Below are 21,918 nucleotides of genomic sequence, written 5' to 3' on the forward strand. Positions count from 1 at the left end.
GCGCGCGCCTCGCCCCGCCATCAGGAAAGCGGCGCTCAAACCAGCGCCCTGCCCTTCAGGCGTTCGAGAATGCCGAGCGGCGCGCATTCGGGCTGCGCCATCGCCTTGACCGGCAGGAAGAAAGTCTGCTCCAGCATGAACTGGCCGGACATCACCGCGTGCGAGGTCTGGTCGGAGAAACACACCCACACGCAGCCCGGCGGAAACGGCATGGTCTCCTGCGGGCTCGACTTCTGATAGTCGAGATCGGCCTTCATGCCGTCGTGCAGATGCAGCATCAGATGGTCGTACTCGCTGCGCGGCGACTTGGTCACGTGCAGCAGATTCAGCAGCCATGCCGCGCCCGGCATCTGCGGCTTGATGCGCGGCAGGAAGCGCCTCGCCATGTCCTCGAATGGCTCGCCGACGCGCCACACGCGCGGCGCGCCGTGCGGGTTGACGTTGGTGAACACGCGCAGAATCCGCTCGCCGTAGTTGGGCCGCGACGGAAACGCGTCGACGTGCAGCCGGCTGTCGTCCTTGCGCCATGAGGTTTCGCGCGTTTCCACCTGATGCAGCCGCAAGCTGGTCGGCGCGACGCGCAGCCGGCCGTTGTATTCGGGAAAGAGCCCGTCGACCAGCGTGCGGGCATTGGTCTGATAGCGCGCGATCAATGCGCGCACCGCGGATTGCGTGACGGCGTCGCCGGCCACGCCGTGCAACGCGCCGCCGTTGGGTTCGAGGCTGATGTTCTTGCGGCTCGGATCGGCGAGCGCGGGATCGAGCAGCGCCTGTTCGCCGCCTTCGATCGCAAAGCGCAGGTTCGGGAAGTACAGCACCTTGCCGCGTTCGACGCCGGCAAGCAGCGTCTCGCGCGGCACGGACAGGTTGCGTGCGTGCCAGTCGGCGTTCGCTACTTCGATGATCTGGGTTTCGTTCATGGTCGCCCTTGAGAACGGAGGGTGCGCAAGGCGAAGCGCACCGACGGGTTACAGCAGGCCAAAACCGGCCAGCGCCGACTTGACCTGCTGCAGCGTGGGCGGCTGCCCGGCCGAGCCGAGATTGACGACGTTCGGCGACCAGTATCCGCCAGTGCGCCACGCGGTCGAGAAATTGTACAACTCGACCGTGGGCCGCTTCAGCGCCGCCGCGATGTGAACCAGACCTGTGTCAACGCCGACCGTCGCCGCCGCGCCTTCGATCAGGCCGACCACCGCGGGCAGCGACAGCTTCGGCGGCACGATCGCCGCCGCGCCGAATTCCTTCGCGAGACGCTCGCTGGTCGCGCGCTCGGCGTCGCTGCCCCACGGCAGCACGATCGACGCGCCACGCCGCACCAGCGACTGCCCCAACTCGATCCACGCGGTGTCGGGCCATTGCTTGTCGGCGCGCGAGGTCGCGTGCACGAACACGACGTACGGTACCGGCAGGTTCAGATTCGCCTCCGACAACGCCAGCGCCGCGCGCCCGGTGTCGAGACCGAAGTCGATTTCGTCGGTGGGTTGTGGCTGCGGGTCGTTCAGCGCCGCGGCAACCAGTTGCCGCGTGCGTTCGACCACATGGGTGCGCGGCTCGATCGGCACGCGCTTGTCGTAGAAGAAACGCACCGGCCATTCGAAGCCCGCGCCGTCGGTGCGGTTCGCGAGGCCGACGAGCGGCCCGCGCGCCATGCTCGCGACCCACGCGGTCTTGATGAGCCCCTGGCAGTCGATCACGAGATCGTAGTGCTCGGCGGCGAGCGCGCGCCGGAACGCGCCGATCTCGCGCCAGTTGTCGACCGACAGGATGCGCTTGCGCCAGCGCCGCAATGAAACGGGAATCGCCCGTCGCACGCCGGTGACGAGTTGCACGAGCCCGACGAAGCTTTCCTCGACGAGCCAGTCGATCTGCGCATCCGGATGGCGGCGTCGGATGTCGGCGATCACCGGCATGTTGTGAACGACGTCGCCGAGAGACGACACCCTCACGATGAGTATCTTTTGCACGCTCAAGAGTGAGAAAACCGGCTATCCGGCCCGAAGATGCGTTGAGAGAGCCCAACCTGCCGCTGCGCGTCAGGCTCCCCAAGGAATGAGAAAGTGTGGGACGGCCCGGCGCTTTCTCACGAGGACCGCAATTTTAGCGCGTCGCATGTCAAAGACATGAAAAAACGCGGCGCGGTAGTTAAACCCGCGCCGCGTTCAACCGCGGCGCCGCTTCAGGCCAGGCGAACCCAGCCCAACCGCGCCGCCGCTTCAGCCGTTAGAACGGCAGTTTCGCGTCGGCCTTCTCCGCGAGAATCACGCGGCGGAAGTCTTCCTGGATGCGTTTGAGCGCCGCGTCGTTATCGGCTTCGAAACGCATCACCACGACCGGCGTGGTGTTCGACGAACGCGCGAGGCCGAAGCCGTCCGGATATTCGACGCGCAGGCCGTCGATCTTCACGACGTCGTCCGCGCCGGTGAACTTCGCGTTCTGCTGCAAGCGCGCGATCAGTTCGAAATTCTCGCCCTCTTCGAGCTTCAGTTGCAGCTCCGGCGTGGAGTTCGAGTTCGGCAGCGAGTTCAGCAGCTTGCTCGGATCGGCGACGCGCGTGAGGATTTCGAGCAGACGTGCGCCCGTGTACAGGCCGTCGTCGAAACCGTACCAGCGGTCCTTGAAGAACACGTGGCCGCTCATTTCACCCGCGAGCGGCGCGCCGGTTTCACGCAGCTTCGCCTTCACGAGCGAGTGGCCCGTTTTCCACATCAGCGGCTCGCCGCCCTTGTCCTTCACCCACTTCGCGAGATTGCGCGTGCACTTCACGTCGTAAATGATCTGCGCGCCCTTGTTGCGCGACAGCACTTCTTCGGCGAACAGCATCAACTGACGGTCCGGATAGATGATCTGGCCATCTTTGGTGACGACGCCGAGGCGGTCGCCGTCGCCGTCGAACGCGAAGCCGATTTCCGCATCCGTTTCCTTCAGCGCGCGAATCACGTCCTGGAGGTTTTCCGGGTGCGCCGGGTCCGGGTGATGATTCGGGAAGTTGCCGTCGATCTCGGTGAACAGTTCGACCAGTTCGCAGCCGAGCTTTTTGAACAGCTTCGGTGCGAGGCCGCCGGCCACGCCGTTGCCGGTGTCGACGACGATCTTCATCGGGCGCGCGAGCTTGATGTCGCTGGCGATGCGATCGAGATACGCATCGGCAATGTCGTACTCGGTGTAGGTGCCGCTGCCGTCGCTGAAGTTTTCGTCGACGATGCGCTGGTGCAGCGCGAGGATCTGTTCGCCGTAAATGGCCGCACCGCGCAGGACCATCTTGAAGCCGTTGTAGTCAGGCGGATTGTGGCTGCCCGTCACGACGATACACGAGTCGACGCGGCGCTCGCCGCCCGCGAGCTGCAACGGCACGCTGGCCGCGAAGTAGCCGACCGGCGTCGGCACCATGCCGACGTTGACCACGTCGACACCAGCCGCACGCAGACCGTCCGACAATGCCTGAATCAGCTCGGGACCCGACAGGCGTCCGTCGCGCGCGACGACGACCGCGTCGCCGCCCTGTGCGCGCACTTCGCTGCCGAATGCGCGGCCGATGGAGCGTGCGGCATCGGCGTCGAGCGTCTTGCCGATCACGCCGCGAATGTCATACGCCTTGAAAATGGATTTGGAGATCATGTTGGCTCACTTACGTGCAATGGAAAATTTTGACCGGCGCACCGCTGACCATCGGTAAAACTAGCGGTAATACGAGCGATGAAAAGTAGCACTGACATGCTGCGGTGCGCCCTTGCCGGAAGCGATCCGGTTCCAACTTATAATTGCGTTCTTCTGACCCGCCTGAATAACGCCATTCTAATGCTTAGACGCCCTCCATTTGTAAAGTTGCCGCTACAGTCGGCCGGGTGGGCGAACGCGCGCAGTGCCGCTGCGCATTCCGCATACGTGCTCCGGCAAACGGCCAGCGGATGCTGACGCTCAAACGCTTCGCCAATCCCGACGTCACGCGCGCCTTCACGAACATTGTCTGGCTCGGGCTCGAAAGACTCACACAAATCGGTGTCGCGATTGTGATCAGCGGCATGCTGGCGCGCTACTTCGGGCCGGATGTATTCGGCAAATGGCAATACGCGAACACGCTGCTGCTGGTGCTCTCGCCGATCACCTGGGTGTGCGGCGCGGAGATTCTCGTGCCCACCATCGTCAACCGGCCGCCCGCGCAACTCGGCACCGTGCTCGGCAGCGCGTTCGTGTTGCGCTTTGCCGTGTCGGTCGGCGCGTTGCTGCTCACGTGGCTCGGCATCGCGCTGCATGTGTTCGAGCCGCTCGTCGGCGCCATGCTCGCGGGCCTCGCGGTCACCATGCTGTTTCGCGAGCCGTTCGTCGGTGTGATCAACGCGTGGCTGCAAAGCCTGACCTACAGCAAGCCGCAGTTGCTCACCAGCATGAGCACCGCCGTGCTCAAGGCCGGCTGTGTATATCTGCTGGTGCGCGCGGCGGCGGCGCCCGCGCGCTTCGGCTGGCTGTGGGCGCTCGAATCCGCGGCGATTGGCGTGGTGCTGCTGATCTACTTCGTGCGCCGCCACGGCGGCCGGCTGAACTGGCGCTTCGACCGTTCGCTCTTCACGCATTTCGCGAGCGCGGGCACCGTGTTCTGGCTCGGCCTGATCTGTATGTATCTGTTCCTGAAACTGGATCGCCTGATGCTCGAACGGGCCATTTCGTTCGCTGACCTCGGACGCTATTCCGCCGCCCAGCAGTTGAACGAAAACTGGATCACGCTCGCGCTGATGCTCGCCCAGACCATCGCGCCCGCATTCGTCTACCGCGTGCAGGAGGCCGCGCGACTGCGCCGCAATATGTGGCGGCTCACCGCGATGACCGCCGCATTGATGGTGAGCGGCGCGCTCGTGCTGGACCTGCTCGCCGGTGTCATCATTCGCCGCGTGTTCGGACCGGACTTCGAAGGTGCGATCGACATCTTCCGCTGGGCCGTGTGGCTGTCCGTGCCGGCCGGCATCGAAGCGATCGGCAATCTTATCGTACTGAAGTATCAGGCGAGGTTCGTGTTGCTGTCCAAATGGCTGCTCGCACTGGCCGTCGCGTTCGTGGTGAATCTGCTGGCAATCCCGCGGCTCGGCGCTTATGGCGCGTTGGTGGGTCTCGCGGCCGGCTATCTGGCGGCCGCGTCGGTTAATCTTTATTACATCCGTTTCAAATTGCGCCCATGACGAACGCATCCGCCACCGTGCAAACCGCTCTCGACGACGTCGCGGTGCTAATGCCCGCGTACAACGGCCAGGCCGACGTCGATCTCACGCTCGCCTCGTTCAGTGAAAGTGCGCTGGTGCACGTACTGATCGTCGATGACGGCAGCACGCCGCCGATCGTCGCGCCGGCGCTCGCCAACATGAAGATCGACGTGCTGCGCATGGCGCAGAACGGCGGCATCGAGCGCGCGTTGCAAACCGGCATCGACGCGCTCGCGCAACGCGGCTTCCGCTATGCCGCGCGCATCGACGCGGGCGACCGCAGCGTGCCGCAACGGCTCGCGAAGCAGCGCGCGTTCATGCAGGCGCATCCGAACGTGGCCGGGCTCGGCATGTGGACCCAGGTCGTCACGCGCGCGGGCGAGCCGCTCTTCATGCTGACGCCGCCCGCCGAGCCGAACGCGATCCGCCGCGTGCGCTTCTTCCGCTCATGCTTCGCGCATCCTTCGATGATGCTGCGCATCGACGCCGTGCGCGCGGTCGGCAACTACCGCGCCGAGTACCGCTCCGCCGAAGATCTCGATCTGTTCGTACGTCTGATGGAACGCTATGACTGCGCGAATCTGCCGGAACTCGGGCTCTATTACGAACTGAACGAAGGCGGCATCAGCGCGACCAAACGGCGCCGCCAGATTACCTCGACAATGCGTTTGCAATTGCGCTACTTCAACGCCGCCAATCCGTACGACTGGCTCGGCCTCGCGAAAAATCTACTGCATCTGGTGATGCCGTACCGCGCGCTGCAGCGGGTCAAACGCGTGCTGCTCGCGCCGCGCGCGAGTCACTGACCCTCCACCGTCCCATTCATCGCCGAACCCGCTCCCGCATGAAGCCTGCCCTGAAGTCAACGCCCGCGCTGCGTATTACACTCGTTTGCAATACTGCCTGGGCAATCTATACCTATCGGCAAGGACTGATCCGCATGTTGGTGGGGCGCGGCGTCGACGTGACGGTGCTCGCGCCGCGCGACCGCACCTTCGAGCTGCTCACCGCGATGGGCTGCCGCTGCATCGAACTGCCGGTTGCCTCCAAGGGCACCAATCCGCGCGACGATCTGCGCACGCTCGCGTCGCTCTACCGGCAATACCGGACGATCCGCCCGCACGTGGTGTTTCACTACACCATCAAGCCGAACATCTACGGCTCGATCGCCGCGAAGCTCGCGGGCGTGCAGTCGGTCGCGGTCACGACCGGGCTCGGCTACGTGTTCATCCAGCAGAGCCGCGCCGCGCAGGTGGCGAAAAAATTGTATCGTTTCGCGTTCCGCTTCCCGCGCGAAGTCTGGTTTCTGAATCGCGACGACCAGAACGCGTTTGTCGAGCAGAATTTGTTGGTGCATCCTGAGCGGGCGCGGCTGCTGCACGGCGAAGGCGTCGATCTCGAACAGTTCGCGTTCGCACCGTTGCCTGAGCGGCCGGAGTTTAAATTCGTGCTGATCGGGCGGCTCCTGTGGGACAAGGGCGTCGGCGAATATGTGGAGGCCGCGCGCCGGTTGCGTGAACGATATCCGCACGCGCGGTTCCAACTGCTCGGCCCGGTGGGCGTCGACAATCCGAGCGCGATCACGCGCGACGAAGTGGCGGCGTGGGAGCGGGAAGGCATCATCGAGTATCCTGGTGAAGCGCACGACGTGCGTCCCTTCATCGCCGATGCCGATTGCATCGTGTTGCCGTCGTATCGTGAAGGCGTGCCGCGCACGCTGATGGAAGCGTCGGCGATGGGCCGCCCGATCGTCACGACCGACGTGCCGGGTTGCCGCGAGGTGGTGGCCGACGGCGTCAACGGTTTGCTGTGCGAAGCGCGCAGCGTAGAGAGCCTCGCCACGCAACTCGCGCGCATGCTCGACATGAGCCACGCCGAACGACGCGCGATGGCGGAACGCGGCCGGCAGAAAGTCGCGCAAGAATTCGACGAACGGGTCGTCGTCGAAACATATAAAGACCTGGTGCAGAAAATGACGGGCGTTTTACTTTAACGGAGCAAACAGCATGACCACGAAGGGCACGATTCTGGTAACGGGCGGCGCCGGCTTCATCGGCTCGCATACTTGTGTCGAACTGCTCAACGGCGGCTACGACGTCGTGGTGATCGACAATCTCGTGAACAGCAACCGCGAATCGCTGCGGCGCGTGGAAAAAATCACCGGCCGCGCCGTGACCTTCTACGACAACGACGCGCGCGACGTCGACGCGCTCAACCGTATTTTCGATGCGCACCCGATCACGGGCGCAATTCACTTCGCCGCGCTGAAGGCGGTGGGCGAATCGGTCGCGAAGCCGATCGAGTACTACAGCAACAATGTCGGCAGCCTGCTGGCGCTGCTCGGCGTGATGCGCGACCGCAACGTCAGGCAGTTCGTGTTCAGTTCGTCGGCAACGGTGTACGGCGTGCCGAAAAGCTCGCCGATCGATGAATCCTTCCCGCTGTCGGCCACCAATCCGTACGGCCAGTCGAAGCTGATCGCCGAGCAGGTATTGCGCGACCTGGAACTGTCCGATCCGTCGTGGCGCATCGCCACGCTGCGCTACTTCAACCCGGTCGGCGCGCACGAGAGCGGTCTGATCGGCGAAGATCCGGCCGGCATTCCGAACAACCTGATGCCGTATGTCGCGCAGGTGGCGGTCGGCAAGCTCGACAAGCTGCGCGTGTTCGGCGGCGACTATGAAACGCCCGACGGCACCGGCGTGCGCGACTACATCCACGTGGTCGATCTGGCGCGCGGGCACCTCGCCGCGCTCGACGCGCTGGTCAAGCGCGACGCGAGCCTCGTCGTGAACCTCGGCACGGGCCAGGGCTATAGCGTGCTGGACGTGGTGCGCGCGTTTGAGAAGGCGTCGGGCAAGCCGGTGCCGTACGAGATCGTCGCGCGCCGTCCGGGCGACGTCGCGTCGTGCTTCGCCGATCCGGCGGCCGCCGAGAACATCCTCGGCTGGCGCGCGCAGTTCGGCATCGAACGGATGTGCGCGGATCACTGGCGCTGGCAGTCGAGCAATCCGCGCGGATTTGCCTGACGCGGCCACGGCAACCCACCGGTTGCCGGAAAAATCGACGCGGGCGCGAGCGGGTCCGGCAGGTTGTACCGCACGGACTGCGCCGCCGTCGATTGCGGGATTGCACCAAGCGGGTAAGTCCGAATATTACTAATCCTTTACGATTTCCTATACTGCCTCACCGACGCGACGGTCAGGCTTCCTAAGAACGTCCGGTCGGCGCGCATGGGAGCCGAATCGAGGCTCCGTGCAAGAAAAGACATGCTACGGAGACTGCTATGGGAATTCGCTTGAAGAGCGTGGTGAGCGCGCTCGCGCTGTGTGCCTTCGCCAACGTCAGCTACGCGGCCGACCCGATCAAGATCGGCGTCGACGGACCCTTCACCGGCGGGTCGTCTTCGATGGGCGTGAGCATGCGCGACGGCGTGCGTCTTGCCGCCGCTGAAATCAACAAGGGCGGCGGCGTGCTGGGCCGCCAGATCGTGCTGGTCGAGCGCGACGACGAAGCGAAAAACGAACGCGGCGTGCAGATCGCGCAAGAGCTGATCAACAAGGAAAAAGTCGTCGCGGTGGTCGGCTACATCAACACCGGCGTCGCGCTCGCCTCGCAGCGCTTCTTCCAGGAAGCAAAGATTCCCGTCTTCAACAACGTCGCGACCGGCAGTATCGTGACGAAGCAATTCACCGATCAGCCCGATAACTACGTGTTCCGCAATGCCGCCGCGGACCGCATTCAGGCGCCGATGATCGTCGACGAGGCCGTCACCAAGCGCGGCTTCAAGAAAGTGGCGATTCTCGCCGACTCGACCAATTACGGCCAGCTCGGCCGCGAAGACCTCGAAAAAGCGCTCGCCGCGAAAGGCGTGAAGCCGGTCGCCGTCGAAAAATTCAACATCAAGGACGTCGACATGACCGCGCAGCTGCTCAAGGCCAAGGAGGCCGGCGCTGAAGCGGTGCTGACGTACGGCATCGGGCCGGAGCTCGCCCAGATCGCCAACGGCATGGCCAAGCTCGGCTGGAAAGTGCCGCTGATCGGCAGCTGGACGCTCTCCATGGCGAACTACATCGACAACGCGAGCACCAACGGCGAAGGCGCGCGCATGCCGCAGACCTTCATTCAGGAAGCCAATACGCCGAAACGCAAGGCATTCATCGACGCGTACCTGAAGGAATTCAAGCCGAAGAACAATCGCATCGACTCGCCGGTCTCCGCCGCGCAGGGCTATGACTCGATCTACCTGCTGGCCGCCGCCATCACCCAGGCCGGTTCGACCGACGGCCCGAAAGTGCGCGCCGCGCTCGAAAACCTCAATACCAAGGTGGAAGGCGTCGTGATGGTCTACGACAAGCCGTTCACGCACGACGACCACGAAGCGATCAGCCCGAACGTGCCGGTGGTCGGCGAGGTCAAGGGCGGCCGCGTGATCTATGCGTACGAGGCCGACCGCAAGGGCGGCAGCCAGCTGCGCACCAAGCAGGCGTCGCCGAACTAGGCGCGTATCGACGCGGGCCCGACGCGCACCTCGCGCCGGGCCCGTGGCCAAGCCGCGCGCATAACGCGCGGCAGCATGCTCCGGGAGCCGCACCCGCCTGACGGCGGGCGCGGCTCTGCCTCATACGCGGTGAATACGAAGGCGCTCGACGATGGCCATTCTTCTGCAGCTCATCTATAGCGGCATTGCGCTCGGCATGATCTACGCCGTGATCGCATTCGGCTATCAACTCACGTTCGCCACGTCCGGCACGCTGAACTTCGGCCAGGGCGACGCGCTGATGCTCGGCGCGCTGGTCGGCCTTACGCTGGTGTCATTGGGTGTCAATTACTGGCTGATGATTCCGCTCGTCTGCCTGTTCGGCCTGCTGCAAGGCGCGTTCGTCGAGCGGATCGGCGTGCGGCCCGCGATCAGGATCAAATCCGAATTCGGCTGGATCATGTCGACCATCGCGCTCGGCATCATCTTCAAGAACGTCGCGGAAAACGTCTGGGGCCGCGACGATCTGCGCTTTCCGTCGCCGCTGCCGGAAGCGCCGCTCAAGGTGCTCGGCGCGAACGTGCTGCCGATGGAACTGCTGGTGGTCGGCGGCGCGCTCGTGATGATGCTGGCGGTCGAGTTCTTCAACCGCAAGACTATTTTCGGCAAGGCGGTGGTGGCCACCGCGAACGACCGCGACGCCGCCGCGCTGATGGGCATCAACACCGGCCTCGTGATCACGTTTTCGTATGCGCTGTCGTCGCTGACGGCCGCGTTCGCCGGCGTGCTGATCGCCCCGCTCACGCTGACCGGCGCGACGATGGGCGCGGTGCTCGGGCTCAAGGCGTTCGCGGTGGCGATCATCGGCGGGCTGTCGAGCGGGCTCGGCATCGTGGTGGGCGGCGTGATTCTCGGGATTGCGGAGACCACCACGGGCTTCTACATCTCCACCGGCTACAAGGACGTGCCGGGGCTCGTGCTGCTGCTGATCGTGCTCGCGCTGAAACCCGCCGGCCTGTTCGGCAAGACCTCGATCAAGAAAGTGTGAGGCCCGCCGTGAATCTGAAGAAACTCATTGCGTCGGCTCTGGCGCTGGTCGCGCTCGCGGTGTTCCCGGTGCTGTCGGGCAACCCGTACTACATCCATCTGTTCGAGACCATCATGATCTACGCGATCCTGCTGTTCGGTCTCGACATCGTGGTCGGCTATACCGGCCAGGTTTCGCTCGGTCATGCGGGGCTGTTCGGGGTCGGCGCTTATACGGCGGGCGTACTGTTCATCAAGCTCGGCATGCCGTTTTTCGTCACCGCGCCGCTCGCGATCCTGATCACGGCCGGCTTCGGCGCGATTCTCGCGCTGCCTGCGCTGCGCGTGTCCGGCCCGTACCTCGCGATGGTCACGCTCGCGTTCGGCACGATCCTGCAGATTCTCATCAACGAGATGGATTTTCTGACCAACGGGCCGATGGGCGTGAAGATTCCGAAGCCGTCGCTCGGCGGCCGGCCGATGAACGAAGTCGAATACTACTGGCTCGTCGCGGCGCTGCTGGTGGTGTCGCTGATCGTCGTGCACCGCGTGCTCAAGTCGCATCTGGGCCGCGCGTTCGAAGCGCTGCGCGACAGCCCGATCGCGTCGGACTGCATGGGCGTGTCGGTGTACCGCTACAAGGTCTATGCGTTCGTGATCAGCGCGGGTTTTGCGGGGCTGGCCGGCTGCCTCTATTCGTATTCGGAGCAGTACATCTCGCCGAACACCTACAACTTCGAGCTGACCATCCTGTTCCTGCTCGCGATCATCATGGGCGGACGCAAGACGCGCACCGGTGCGCTGCTCGGCTCCGCGATCATCGTGCTGCTGCCCAAACTGCTCGACGACATCGACATGTTCCGCACCGTCGCGTCGGTGCTGGCGGCGGTAGTCGTGATCGGCGCGGGCGTGGCGCTCGCGCGCAAGGTATCGACGCCGCGCAAGGTGGCGATTCCGGTGCTCGGCACGGTCGGGCTCGCCGCGTTCTCGTACCGCATCGACACGCTCGCCGACTGGCGGCTGACGATCTTCGGCCTGATGATCCTGCTAGTCGTGTACTACCTGCAGGACGGCGTGGTCGGCTTCGTGCGCAAGATCGTGCTGCATGGCCGGGTGCGCACGGTCACCGTCGATACGACGGCGCCCAGGACGGTCGGCGGCGATGCGATTCAGGCCGTGCAGGCGGGCGGCACCGAAGACATCCTGCAGTTGCGCGGCATCCTGATGCAGTTCAGCGGCCTGAAGGCGCTCAACAATGTCGATCTGAGCGTGCAGCGCGGCACGATTCACGGGCTGATCGGCCCGAACGGCTCCGGCAAGAGCACGATGATGAACGTGCTGACCGGCATCTACGTGCCGACCGCCGGCACGCTCGACTATCGCGGCACGTCGCTCGCCGGCAAGACCTCGGCGCAGATCGCGCTGGCGGGCATCGCGCGCACGTTTCAGAACGTGCAGCTGTTCGGCGAGATGACCGCGCTCGAAAACGTGCTGGTCGGTCTGCACCACACGTTCCGCGCCAATCTCGCCGACGTCGGGCTGATGTCGCGGCGCTACCGGCGCGAGGAAGCAGCCGCCCGCGAGCGCGCGTTCGGCATGCTGCGTTTCGTCGGGCTGGAGAACGTGGCCGGCGAGGAAGCGCGCAACCTGCCCTACGGCAAGCAGCGGCTGCTCGAAATCGCGCGGGCGCTCGCGCTCGATCCGCAAGTGCTGCTGCTCGATGAACCGGCCGCGGGCCTCACCGCGCCGGACATCAAGGAGCTGATCGCGATCATCCGCAAGGTGCGCGATCACGGCATCACGGTCGTGCTGATCGAGCATCACATGGACGTCGTGATGAGCGTGTGCGACCGCGTGTCGGTGCTCGACTTTGGGCAGAAGATCGCGGAAGGCAATCCGGCCGAGGTCCAGTCGAACGAAAAAGTCATCGAGGCTTATCTCGGCGGCCAGGCGGCCGGGCAAGCGGCCTGAGCGGCGCGCACAGGTCTTGAGACTCACAGGAACACACATGCTATCGATCAGAAATCTGCATGCGGGCTACGGCAAGGTCAAAGTGCTGCACGGCATTTCGATCGACGTGCCGAAGGCGTCGGTCGTCACGCTGATCGGCTCGAACGGCGCAGGCAAAACCACCACGATGCGCGCGATCTCCGGGATGATCCGTCCGAGCGCGGGTGAAATCACGATGGGCGTGGGCGCGAGCGCGAAGCGGATCGACGCGCTCGACTCGCACCGCATCGCGCGGCTCGGCCTTGCGCATTCGCCGGAAGGCCGGCGCGTGTTCGCGACGATGAGCGTGACCGACAATCTGATTCTCGGCGCGTTTCCGCGCCTCACATGGGCCCGGCCGCGCGGCGACGTGAACGCCGATCTGGAGCGCGCGATCGAACTGTTTCCGCGTCTGAAGGAGCGGCGCAATCAACTGGCCGGCACGCTGTCCGGCGGCGAGCAGCAGATGCTGGCGATGGCGCGCGCGATCATGCTGAACCCCGAACTCGTGCTGCTCGACGAACCGTCGATGGGGCTCGCGCCGATTCTCGTCGAAGAGGTGTTTCGCATCATCGAGAATCTGAAGGGCCAGGGCGTGACGATGCTGCTGGTCGAGCAGTTCGCCGCGGCGGCGCTCAATGTGGCCGATTACGGTTACGTGCTGGAAAACGGCCGGATCGCCGCGCATGGGCCGGCGCTGCAATTGCGTAACGATCCGTCGGTGAAGGCGGCTTATCTGGGCACGAGTCATTGACTCGACGGGCATGAGCCGTCATCGCGATGGCAGCCCCGACTGCGGGCCGCCATCGATGAGCCTATCGCGCTCGCATCGCCACGCGGCGCCCTGCGCCAGCCCGCGAGCGGTACGATTTGCCTACGCCGTCAGCGCGTCGAGCTGAAACACCGCGACGGCGTCCTTCAAAATGGCCGCCTGCTCTTCCAGCGACTTCGCCGCGGCCGCGGCCTGCTCGACGAGCGCCGCGTTGTGCTGCGTGACTTCGTCGATCTGCGAGACCGCCTTGTTGACCTGCTCGATGCCGTCGCTCTGCTCGAGCGCGGAAGCCTCGATCTCGTTCATCACGCCGGTGACGCGCTCGACCGCGCTCATCGCTTCGTGAATCGTCTTCTGCGCGTCGGACACGAGCGAGGCGCCCTGCTCGACCTTGGCCGCCGATTCGCCGATCAGCTCCTTGATCTCCTTGGCCGCCGCGCCCGAGCGCTGCGCGAGACTGCGCACTTCCGAGGCAACCACCGCGAAGCCGCGCCCCTGTTCGCCCGCGCGCGCCGCTTCCACCGCCGCGTTCAACGCGAGAATGTTGGTCTGAAACGCGATCCCTTCGATCATGCCGATGATCTCCGTCACCTTGCGCGAGGACTCGCTAATGCCGTCCATCGTTTCGGTGACGCGCGACACCACCGTGCCGCCGCGCGTGACCGTATCGAGCGCGCCGTGCGCCAGCCGGTTCGCCTGCCTGGCGTTGTCGGCGTTCTGCTTCACCGTCGCAGACAACTGCTCCATGCTCGCCGCCGTCTGCTGCAACGCGGCCGCCTGCTGCTCGGTACGCGCGGACAGGTCCGCGTTGCCCGACGCGATTTCGTTCGCGCCCTGGGTGATCGCGCTCGTGCTGCCGCGCACCTTGGCGACGGTTTCGACGAGGCCGTCGCGCATCTTCGTCAGCGCGCCGAGCAACTGCCCCATCTCGTTGCGTGAGCGCACCTTGATGGCGACCGTCAGATCGCCGGCGGCGATCCGCTCGAAGTGCTTGACGGTCGCGGCGACCGGCTTGATCAGCGCCGCCGAGAGCGCCATGCGCGCCGCCACGCCGATCACGAGCGCGATCACGCCGATTGCGACGAACAGCAGCGTCGCCAGCTGGAAGCGCTGCGCGCCGGTGGCGGCCTGCTGGTGCTGGCTGTCGACCTGCGCGCTTTCGAGCGCGTCGATCGCTTTCGAATAGGTCGCGTAGAAGCTGTTCGCGGTGTCGCCCTGGATGTTGCGGAAGGTGTTGAAGTCGAAGTCGGTGAGCGCCTTGAATTCCGGCTCGATCGCCTTGTCGACCAGCGCGGCGCGCGTCTGCTCGACGCTTTGCGCGAGCTTGCGCTCGGCGTCGCTCGCGAACGGGCCCGCCATGTAGTTGCGAAAGTCCTTGTTCGATTCGACGAGCACCTTGTGCGCGGCCGGCAGCAGATCGTCGGTCTGCTTGCCGACGCTAAAGAGCGTCTGATACGTGCCCAACGCGAGCTGCACCTGCAGAAGCTTTTCGGAACTCGCCTTCAGATGCGACAGCGCGACCGCGCTGCGCTGCGTGTCGTCGAGGCTGCTGTTGGCGAGTTTGAGCGCGCCATAACCGACAGCGATCACCGTCAGAAGGAAAGCGACGAATACGCTGATGACCAGCGTCAGGCCGCCACGAATTGTGATGTTATTTAGCATTGGGTCTCCAGAACGTCTTGCCGATCTGCGGCGAAACAGGTTGGCAGTTGCACGCGCCGCCGCTTGACGGTGACTCGTTGCGCGTGACTTACACTTCGCCGCATCCAGGTTAACGACCCCGCGCCGGCTCCGCTGGATAGGTGAAATCCATGACTGGCGCGCCTTTGCGCCCGCTTTGCACCTCACTATCTGGGATCGGCCGCGCGTTGCGCGACAATGACGGGTGGCGCGCCGCCTGGCCGGCGCCCGACGTTTCGTTTGTATAATTCGCCGTCTTCGCTCAGGCCCACTTTCATGCTTAGTTTTGCGCTCGGCTTTCTCGTTTCACTGCTGATCACGCTGTTGATCGTGCGCTATGCGCATCTGCATGAAAAATTCTCCACCGATACCGATCTGGCCGGCGTGCAGAAATTCCACGTGCGGCCGGTGCCGCGCATCGGCGGGACCGGGATTCTGCTCGGGCTGATTGCCTCGGCGGTGCAGTTGCATCGTGCGTATCCGGCCGTGTCGGGCGGCATTCTCGGGCTGATCGCGTGCGGCATGCCGGCGTTCGGCTCGGGTCTCGTCGAGGATCTGACCAAGCGCGTGTCGCCGCTCGTGCGCCTCGTCTGCACGATGGTGGCCGCCGCGCTCGCCTTTTTCCTGCTCGATATCGCGGTCACGCGCATCAGCGTGCCGCCGCTCGACTTTCTGCTCTCGTACGCGGTGGTCTCTTTCGCGGTCACGGTGCTGGCCGTTGCGGCGCTCGCCAACGCGATCAACATCATCGACGGTTTCAACGGCCTCGCGTCGATGGTCGCGTTCATGATGTTCGCATCGCTCGCCTACGTGGCGTTCCAGGTTCACGATCCGATCGTGCTGTCCGCGTCGTTCATGATGATGGGCGCGGTGCTCGGCTTCTTCATCTGGAATTTTCCGGCGGGGCTGATCTTTCTCGGCGACGGCGGCGCGTACTTCATCGGCTTCATGCTCGCCGAGCTGTCGATCATGCTGGTGATGCGCAATCGCGACGTGTCCGCGTGGTATCCGGTGCTGCTGTTCATGTATCCGATCTTCGAGACCTGCTTCTCGATCTACCGGAAGAAGTTCATTCGCGGCATGTCGCCGGGTATTCCCGACGGCGTGCATTTGCATATGCTCGTGTACAAGCGGCTGATGCGCTGGGTGGTCGGCACGCGCACCGCACGCGAGCTGACGCGGCGCAATTCGCTGACTTCGCCGTATCTGTGGCTGCTGTGTCTGATCGCGGTCGTGCCGGCCACGCTGTTCTGGCGGCATACGCTGCATCTGTTCTGCTTCGTGGTGGTGTTCGCGGCGACTTATGTGTGGCTGTATGTGAGCATCGTGCGCTTCAAGTCGCCGCGGTGGATGGTGGTGAGGAAGGGGAAGCGGTAAGCGGAAAAAGGCGCGAGCGCCTTTTTCTTTATGTGTGTCTCTGAGCGATTACGACACTGCCGCCGCCGTCGCTACGACGCCCGCGTCACCGGCGTCACGCTGCGCAGCGCGGCAGCCGTGGCCGGCTGATATTCGGGCACCCAGCGACGCAGATCACGGCGCACCTCATCGTCGGACGGCACACGGTGTTGCATCAGCCACGGCAGCAGATTGTCGATCATGCTGTCGGGCACTTCACGCGCCCGCGCGATGCGCAACTTCGGATGCGGTGTGCGCGTGGTCGTTTCATCATCGGCCAGCAGTTCTTCGTACAGCTTCTCGCCGGGACGCAGCCCGGTGAATACGACGCGAATCTGCTCTTCCGTGAAGCCATACAGACGGATCAGATCGTGCGCGAGATCGGCGATGCGCACCGGCTTACCCATGTCGAGAATGAAGATCTCGCCGCCGCGTCCCATGCTCGACGCCTGCAACACCAGTTGCGACGCCTCCGGAATCGTCATGAAGAAGCGGGTGATCTCCGGGTGCGTGACCGTGACCGGACCGCCGCGCGCAATCTGCTCCTGGAACTTCGGAATCACGCTGCCGGCGCTGCCGAGCACGTTGCCGAACCGCACCGTTTCGAACTGCGTGCGCCGCGACCCCTGCGCCTGCAACGCCGAGCAGGCCATCTCCGCGAGACGCTTGCTCGCGCCCATCACGTTGGTCGGGTTGACGGCCTTGTCAGTGGAGATCAGCACGAAATGGGCGACGTCGTGGCGGATCGCCGCGCGCCCCACGCGATACGTGCCGAGCACGTTGTTGCGTACGGCCTGCCACGTGTTCACCTCTTCCATCAGCGGCACGTGCTTATAGGCGGCCGCATGAAACACGATGTGCGGACAGTAGCGCGCCATCACCTGATCGAGCAGCAGCGAGTCCTTCACGTCACCGATGATCGGCACCACCGACACTTCCGGATACTTGTCGCGCAGCTCTTCGTTCAGCCGATAGATCGAGAACTCGGAGATGTCGAACGCCACCACCTGCACCGGACCGAAGCGCAGGATCTGCCGGCACAGCTCCGAGCCGATCGAGCCGCCCGCGCCGGTCACCATGACGACGCGGTTCTTCAGCAGCGCTTCGACGTGCTCCGTGTCGATCGTCACCGGATCGCGGCCCAGCAGGTCTTCGAGATCGATCTGACGCACCCGCGACAGGAACGCCTGGCCCTGCGTCAGCGGCGTGAGCGCGGGCAGCGTCATCGCTCGCACGCCCGCGCGCACGCACAGCGTGGCGATGCGCCGGTGCGCTTCGACGGAAGCGGACGGCACCGCGATGATCACGTGCTCCACTTTCAGTTCGGCGGAAATTTTCTGCAGATCGCTGATCGCGCCGAGCACGCGATAGCCGTAGATTTCGCGGCCCTGCTTGACCGGATCGTCGTCGAGCAGACCCGCGAGGCGCCATTCGCCCGAGCGCTTCAGTTCGCGCACGAGGTTCGCGCCGGCGTTGCCCGCGCCGAGCACCAGCACCGGCTTGCCCTGCCCGACCAGACCGCCGTAGCGATAGAACTCCTTGGCCGCGCGATAGAGCGCGCGCGAGCCGCCCATCGTGAGGAACAGCAGCATCGGCGAGACGATCAGCACGGAGCGAGGCACCACGGGTGCCGGCTGCAGCAGCGCGGAGCCGATCACGACGCACAGCGCGCCGACGCCGATCGCCTTCGCGATACGCACCAGGTCGGGCAGGCTGGCGAACACCCACATGCCGCGATAGAGCCCGTAGCTGCGGAACATCACCGCGTAGATCAGCAGCACCCACACGAGCGCATGCAGACCGCTCGACCAGAACGCGGCGGGCACCGGACCGTTGAAACGGATCACGTAGGCCAGCATCCAGGCCAGAGCCACCGCGCACAAGTCGAACGCAAACGCACTGAACGAAAGCCATCGGGCTTTAAATCTTTTCATTGCGCAAAACCTCAGGATTGCCCGGAACGGGGCGCGTGGCGCCGCCAGCGGCGATCAATGCACAGCCCGGCGACCGCCAGCACGGCAGCCCAAACGACGACAACCAGCCATTGATACAGGACGGCAAATTGTAGTGCCCATATAGCAAGCATTATGCCCGCCGCCATGAACAAATACCAAACCCATGCCGTCGATGCGTGTCCCAAACCGGACTGCACCAGTCTTTGATAGTAGTGTTCGCGGTGCGCTTCCCAAAATTTTTCACCGCGCAGCAGGCGTTTGAGCAGCGTCACCGACGCATCGCCGATGAATGGCGCAAAGCACAGCGCGGGAAACCACACCGGCCACACGCCTTCGCGCCAGCCCCAGTAGCCGAGCGCGCCGGCGAGGAAGCCGAGCGGGATCGAACCGGCGTCGCCGAGAAAGATTCGCGCGGGGTGGAAATTGAACAGCAGAAAGCCCGCCGCCGACCCGGCCACCACCATGCTGGCCAGCGCGAGCGCGACATCGGGATGGGCCGCGGGGCCCGCCGGCAGGGACGCGGCGATTGCGTAGCCGCCGAAGCCGAACAGCGCCATGCCGCCGGCGAGCCCGTCCGAGCCATCCATGAAGTTATACAAATTGACCAGCCAGACGAGCAGAACCGCCATGGCCGCCAGCGCCCACCAGGGCACATCGGCCGGATAGACGGCGACCAGCGCCGCCACCGCCGCCGCGTGGCCGCCGAAGCGCACCCGCGCGGGCAAGCCGCGACGGTCGTCGATCTGCGACAGCGCCGCAAGCAGCGCCGCCGCCAGCGCAGGCAGCCAGAGCGACGGCGCGACCAGCCAGATCAGCACCACGCTCACCGGCACGATGCCCCAGCCGCCGACGCGCGGCGTCGGCCGGGTGTGCAGCGAGCGGTCGTTGGGGATGTCGGTGGCGAGCCGCCACGCAAGACCGCTTCTGAGGAGCGCCCACAGGATCGCCGCGCACGCGCCCAGCGCAAGCGCGCCGCACAGCAGCAGATGGACCACCGGGTGGGCGGAAAATGAAGACATCGGGAGCAGGTTCAATGCAGGTCAGTGCGTTCAGTTCAGTGTGATCAGTGTGTGGAGCGATACCAGGCGGCAGTCTCCAGCAGGCCATGCTCGACGGTGTGCGGCGGATACCAGCCGAGGCACTCGCAGATATGCGAACTGTCGAGGCGCAATTCGCCAACCAGCCGCTCGACCTGCGCCGAGCGTCCCGTCAGACGGCCCGCGAGCCTTAGCACGCCGACCGGCATCGCCACTAGACGCTGCGGCGCGTGCAGTTGCGTGGCCAGCGCTCGCGCCAGCTCCGACACGCTCAGATCGCGGTTGTCGGTGACGTGGAACGTGTGGCCGGCCGCGCGCGGATCGGTGGTGCAATGCACGAGCGCGTCCGCGAGGTTGTCGACGAACACGAGGCTGCGGCGCGCGGCGATCGCGCCGAGCGGCAGTGGCACGCCCCGGGCGATCGCGTTCATCAGTTGCAGGAAGTTCGCGCGCACGCCAGGGCCGTAGACCAGTGGCGGCCGCACGATTACGATCTCGAGACCCGACTCGCGGCCGTATTCGAGCAACGCCCGCTCGGCTTCGAGCTTGGAGATGCCGTAGGGATCGGACGGCGCGGGCGGATCCGTTTCCTTGATGGGCCGGCCGATGCTGCTTTCCGCCATCGCCTTGATGCTGCTGACGAACACGAAGCGGCGAGCGCCCGCGCGACGGGCCGCGGCGGCGACGCGCAACGCGCCGTCGACGTTGGTCGCGCGATAGGCGGCGAGCGGCTCGGCGGTGGTGTCGTGCATCACGTGGACGCGGGCGGCGAGATGAATAACCGCATCGCATTGCAGCGTCACCGGCCAGCGTTGCTCGATGCCCTGGAAATCGTCCGCGTCGAGCAGCCATTCACGCACGCCTTGCGCCGAGGTCTGGGCGCGGCGTACCGCGCCGACGACCCGGTCGCCGCGCTGCAGCAAGGCTTTGGAGACCGACTTGCCGACGAAGCCGTTGGCGCCGGTGATCAGAACCGTATGACTCATGTTTTATCCACCAGGACGATCGGGTTGCGCAGCGCGGTCATGCCACGCCAGGCGGCAGATCGAACGTAAGCGCTGCTGCGCGCTCGCGCTTGAGGAACTGGCAACGCGTCCCCGGACGCGCACGGTCTGACGCACGGAATGGCAAACGAAGCACGGTACAATACGGCATCTGTAGGGTCGAAGGCGGCATGCCGCTATGAGTTCAGGCCGCATATTGTAAGCGGGTTAACTCCCTGGCAAACGTTGTCGGGAAATTCGAGAGATCGAGGACATAAGCTCAAATTTATGAAAGTGCTGTTTGCAACGTACCCCATGGCTTTCCACACACCTGGCGGTGGAGAGATACAGTTGCTTGCGTATCGCAAACATCTTCCGGCGCACGGCGTAGAGGTCGACCTGTTCGATGCTTGGAATCCGCGCTTTCTCGAGCATGACGTCGTGCACTTCTTCTCGTGCGTCGGCGGCTCCGTGCACTTCTGCAACTTCGTCAAGCAGTTGGGCTTGCCGCTCGTCGTGTCCTCCAGCCTGTGGATCACCGACGCGACGAGGCACCTCTATCCCGTCGACGAAATCAGGCATCAGTTCTCGCTGGCCGATCGCGTGGTGGCGAATTCGGACATCGAGTGCGACACGCTCGCGCAGGTGTTCGAGCTGCCCCGCGAGAAATTCGTCACGGTCTACAACGGTGTCGAAGAAGCGTTTTACGAGCCGGTGCCGGCGCAACTGTTTCGCGACCATTTCAATCTTCGCGAACCCTTCGTGCTCAACGTCGGCAATATCGAGCCGCGCAAGAACCAGCTTGCGCTCATGCAGGCCATGAAGTCCATGCCGGAGCGCAAGGTGGTCCTGATCGGCCATCAGCGCGACCCCGAGTATGCGCGTGCCTGCCTCGAAGCCGGCGGCGATCAGGTGATCTATCTCGGCGTGCTGCCGCACGACTCGCCGCTGCTGCGCTCGGCCTACGCCGCATGTGACGCGTTCTGTCTGCCGAGCACGCTGGAGACGCCCGGGCTCGCCGCGCTCGAAGCGCATGCGGCCGGCGCTCGCATCGCCGTCACGCAGGTCGGCTCCACGCGCGAGTATTTCGCGGATCAGGTGGCCTATCTCGATCCGGACGACGTCGCTAGCATCACGCGGTCGATCCGCGAGGCGTTGACACGCGAACGCGGCACCCTCCGGCACGATCGCGATCTGCGCTGGCGAGCGGTGCTTGCTCCATTGAAAGACCTGTATGCATCGCTGTCGGCGCAATGACGTTCGGGCCTCGCTCAAATAAATCCGCCGTGCCTATCCGGCCTTCCACGGCGGCCAGGCGGCGATGATCCACTATTCGAATCGACCTGCGAGGAGAGTTCGCCAAGCAACATCGTACCCGTGCCGTTCGACATTAGCCTCTCGATGCTGGCCAC

Annotated in this window: 17 protein-coding genes; 10 read left to right on the forward strand and 7 right to left on the reverse strand. The window is 64.8% G+C overall.

The window, feature by feature from the left end; translation table 11 throughout:
- Positions 1 to 35 precede the first annotated feature (35 nt).
- From kdoO to PQQ53_RS16210, 3 genes are all read right to left on the reverse strand, one after another.
- Positions 36 to 920, reverse strand: coding sequence for a Kdo hydroxylase KdoO (kdoO, locus tag PQQ53_RS16200; protein ID WP_408144452.1), 885 nt, complete (start codon positions 918 to 920; stop codon positions 36 to 38).
- Between the two features lie 48 nt (positions 921 to 968).
- Positions 969 to 1,970 (reverse strand): lipopolysaccharide heptosyltransferase I, encoded by a 1,002-nt coding sequence (gene waaC, locus PQQ53_RS16205; protein ID WP_408144450.1) that lies wholly within the window; start codon positions 1,968 to 1,970, stop codon positions 969 to 971.
- A 250-nt stretch (positions 1,971 to 2,220) separates the two neighbouring features.
- The gene (locus PQQ53_RS16210) at positions 2,221 to 3,615 is read right to left on the reverse strand and encodes a phosphomannomutase/phosphoglucomutase (protein ID WP_408144448.1); all 1,395 of its coding nucleotides are present in this window, start codon (positions 3,613 to 3,615) and stop codon (positions 2,221 to 2,223) included.
- A gap of 290 nt (positions 3,616 to 3,905) precedes the next feature.
- Here PQQ53_RS16210 and PQQ53_RS16215 point away from each other — a divergent pair, with 290 nt between their 5' ends.
- The 8 genes from PQQ53_RS16215 (at position 3,906) to PQQ53_RS16250 (ending at position 13,438) form a co-directional block, all read left to right on the forward strand.
- Positions 3,906 to 5,168 carry an oligosaccharide flippase family protein gene (locus PQQ53_RS16215; RefSeq protein WP_408324854.1) on the forward strand — a complete coding sequence of 421 codons (1,263 nt, stop codon included), beginning with the start codon at positions 3,906 to 3,908 and terminating at the stop codon, positions 5,166 to 5,168.
- Positions 5,165 to 5,995: a glycosyltransferase gene (locus PQQ53_RS16220; RefSeq protein ID WP_408324856.1), complete on the forward strand. Its 831-nt coding sequence runs from the start codon at positions 5,165 to 5,167 to the stop codon at positions 5,993 to 5,995. Before PQQ53_RS16215 ends, PQQ53_RS16220 begins: the two co-directional genes overlap by 4 nt.
- Before the next feature lie 38 nt (positions 5,996 to 6,033).
- A complete protein-coding gene (locus PQQ53_RS16225; protein WP_408324858.1) occupies positions 6,034 to 7,182 on the forward strand; it encodes a glycosyltransferase family 4 protein in 1,149 nt (382 codons plus the stop codon).
- 13 nt (positions 7,183 to 7,195) lie between these two features.
- Complete coding sequence (gene galE / locus PQQ53_RS16230; protein WP_408152926.1) at positions 7,196 to 8,218, forward strand: UDP-glucose 4-epimerase GalE; 1,023 nt, start codon at positions 7,196 to 7,198, stop codon at positions 8,216 to 8,218.
- A 257-nt stretch (positions 8,219 to 8,475) separates the two neighbouring features.
- Positions 8,476 to 9,690 (forward strand): ABC transporter substrate-binding protein, encoded by a 1,215-nt coding sequence (locus PQQ53_RS16235; protein ID WP_408144438.1) that lies wholly within the window; start codon positions 8,476 to 8,478, stop codon positions 9,688 to 9,690.
- A gap of 151 nt (positions 9,691 to 9,841) precedes the next feature.
- Positions 9,842 to 10,717, forward strand: a complete 876-nt coding sequence (locus PQQ53_RS16240; RefSeq protein WP_408144437.1) for a branched-chain amino acid ABC transporter permease — start codon at positions 9,842 to 9,844, stop codon at positions 10,715 to 10,717.
- A gap of 8 nt (positions 10,718 to 10,725) precedes the next feature.
- Positions 10,726 to 12,666 carry a branched-chain amino acid ABC transporter ATP-binding protein/permease gene (locus PQQ53_RS16245; RefSeq protein ID WP_408324860.1) on the forward strand — a complete coding sequence of 647 codons (1,941 nt, stop codon included), beginning with the start codon at positions 10,726 to 10,728 and terminating at the stop codon, positions 12,664 to 12,666.
- Positions 12,667 to 12,703: 37 nt separating this feature from the next.
- Positions 12,704 to 13,438, forward strand: a complete 735-nt coding sequence (locus PQQ53_RS16250) for an ABC transporter ATP-binding protein (RefSeq protein ID WP_408144433.1) — start codon at positions 12,704 to 12,706, stop codon at positions 13,436 to 13,438.
- 120 nt (positions 13,439 to 13,558) lie between these two features.
- Here the strand turns inward: PQQ53_RS16250 and PQQ53_RS16255 are convergent, their stop codons facing one another.
- Positions 13,559 to 15,118: a methyl-accepting chemotaxis protein gene (locus PQQ53_RS16255; RefSeq protein WP_408144431.1), complete on the reverse strand. Its 1,560-nt coding sequence runs from the start codon at positions 15,116 to 15,118 to the stop codon at positions 13,559 to 13,561.
- A gap of 294 nt (positions 15,119 to 15,412) precedes the next feature.
- Between PQQ53_RS16255 and PQQ53_RS16260 the strand changes: the two genes are divergently transcribed.
- Positions 15,413 to 16,513 (forward strand): MraY family glycosyltransferase, encoded by a 1,101-nt coding sequence (locus tag PQQ53_RS16260; protein ID WP_408144429.1) that lies wholly within the window; start codon positions 15,413 to 15,415, stop codon positions 16,511 to 16,513.
- A 71-nt stretch (positions 16,514 to 16,584) separates the two neighbouring features.
- Here the strand turns inward: PQQ53_RS16260 and PQQ53_RS16265 are convergent, their stop codons facing one another.
- From PQQ53_RS16265 to PQQ53_RS16275, 3 genes are read right to left on the reverse strand one after another with little or no spacing between them, the layout of a single operon-like run.
- Complete coding sequence (locus PQQ53_RS16265; protein WP_408324862.1) at positions 16,585 to 18,465, reverse strand: polysaccharide biosynthesis protein; 1,881 nt, start codon at positions 18,463 to 18,465, stop codon at positions 16,585 to 16,587.
- Positions 18,466 to 18,476: 11 nt separating this feature from the next.
- Entirely contained in the window at positions 18,477 to 19,505 is a 1,029-nt protein-coding gene (locus PQQ53_RS16270) for an MraY family glycosyltransferase (protein ID WP_408324864.1), read from the reverse strand.
- A 44-nt stretch (positions 19,506 to 19,549) separates the two neighbouring features.
- Complete coding sequence (locus PQQ53_RS16275) at positions 19,550 to 20,509, reverse strand: UDP-glucose 4-epimerase family protein (RefSeq protein WP_408324865.1); 960 nt, start codon at positions 20,507 to 20,509, stop codon at positions 19,550 to 19,552.
- Between the two features lie 285 nt (positions 20,510 to 20,794).
- Between PQQ53_RS16275 and PQQ53_RS16280 the strand changes: the two genes are divergently transcribed.
- Positions 20,795 to 21,763, forward strand: coding sequence for a glycosyltransferase (locus PQQ53_RS16280; RefSeq protein WP_408324867.1), 969 nt, complete (start codon positions 20,795 to 20,797; stop codon positions 21,761 to 21,763).
- The last annotated feature ends 155 nt before the right edge of the window (positions 21,764 to 21,918 follow it).

The organism is Paraburkholderia strydomiana, from assembly GCF_046030495.1.
Lineage (GTDB): Bacteria > Pseudomonadota > Gammaproteobacteria > Burkholderiales > Burkholderiaceae > Paraburkholderia > Paraburkholderia strydomiana_A.

Coding starts and splice junctions, on each gene's coding strand:
- kdoO (WP_408144452.1), bottom strand. CDS start 920: ATGAACGAAACCCAGATCATCGAAGTAGCGAACGCCGACTGGCACGCA.
- PQQ53_RS16210 (WP_408144448.1), bottom strand. CDS start 3,615: ATGATCTCCAAATCCATTTTCAAGGCGTATGACATTCGCGGCGTGATC.
- PQQ53_RS16215 (WP_408324854.1), top strand. CDS start 3,906: ATGCTGACGCTCAAACGCTTCGCCAATCCCGACGTCACGCGCGCCTTC.
- PQQ53_RS16220 (WP_408324856.1), top strand. CDS start 5,165: ATGACGAACGCATCCGCCACCGTGCAAACCGCTCTCGACGACGTCGCG.
- PQQ53_RS16225 (WP_408324858.1), top strand. CDS start 6,034: ATGAAGCCTGCCCTGAAGTCAACGCCCGCGCTGCGTATTACACTCGTT.
- galE (WP_408152926.1), top strand. CDS start 7,196: ATGACCACGAAGGGCACGATTCTGGTAACGGGCGGCGCCGGCTTCATC.
- PQQ53_RS16235 (WP_408144438.1), top strand. CDS start 8,476: ATGGGAATTCGCTTGAAGAGCGTGGTGAGCGCGCTCGCGCTGTGTGCC.
- PQQ53_RS16240 (WP_408144437.1), top strand. CDS start 9,842: ATGGCCATTCTTCTGCAGCTCATCTATAGCGGCATTGCGCTCGGCATG.
- PQQ53_RS16250 (WP_408144433.1), top strand. CDS start 12,704: ATGCTATCGATCAGAAATCTGCATGCGGGCTACGGCAAGGTCAAAGTG.
- PQQ53_RS16255 (WP_408144431.1), bottom strand. CDS start 15,118: ATGCTAAATAACATCACAATTCGTGGCGGCCTGACGCTGGTCATCAGC.
- PQQ53_RS16260 (WP_408144429.1), top strand. CDS start 15,413: ATGCTTAGTTTTGCGCTCGGCTTTCTCGTTTCACTGCTGATCACGCTG.
- PQQ53_RS16265 (WP_408324862.1), bottom strand. CDS start 18,465: ATGAAAAGATTTAAAGCCCGATGGCTTTCGTTCAGTGCGTTTGCGTTC.
- PQQ53_RS16270 (WP_408324864.1), bottom strand. CDS start 19,505: ATGTCTTCATTTTCCGCCCACCCGGTGGTCCATCTGCTGCTGTGCGGC.
- PQQ53_RS16275 (WP_408324865.1), bottom strand. CDS start 20,509: ATGAGTCATACGGTTCTGATCACCGGCGCCAACGGCTTCGTCGGCAAG.
- PQQ53_RS16280 (WP_408324867.1), top strand. CDS start 20,795: ATGAAAGTGCTGTTTGCAACGTACCCCATGGCTTTCCACACACCTGGC.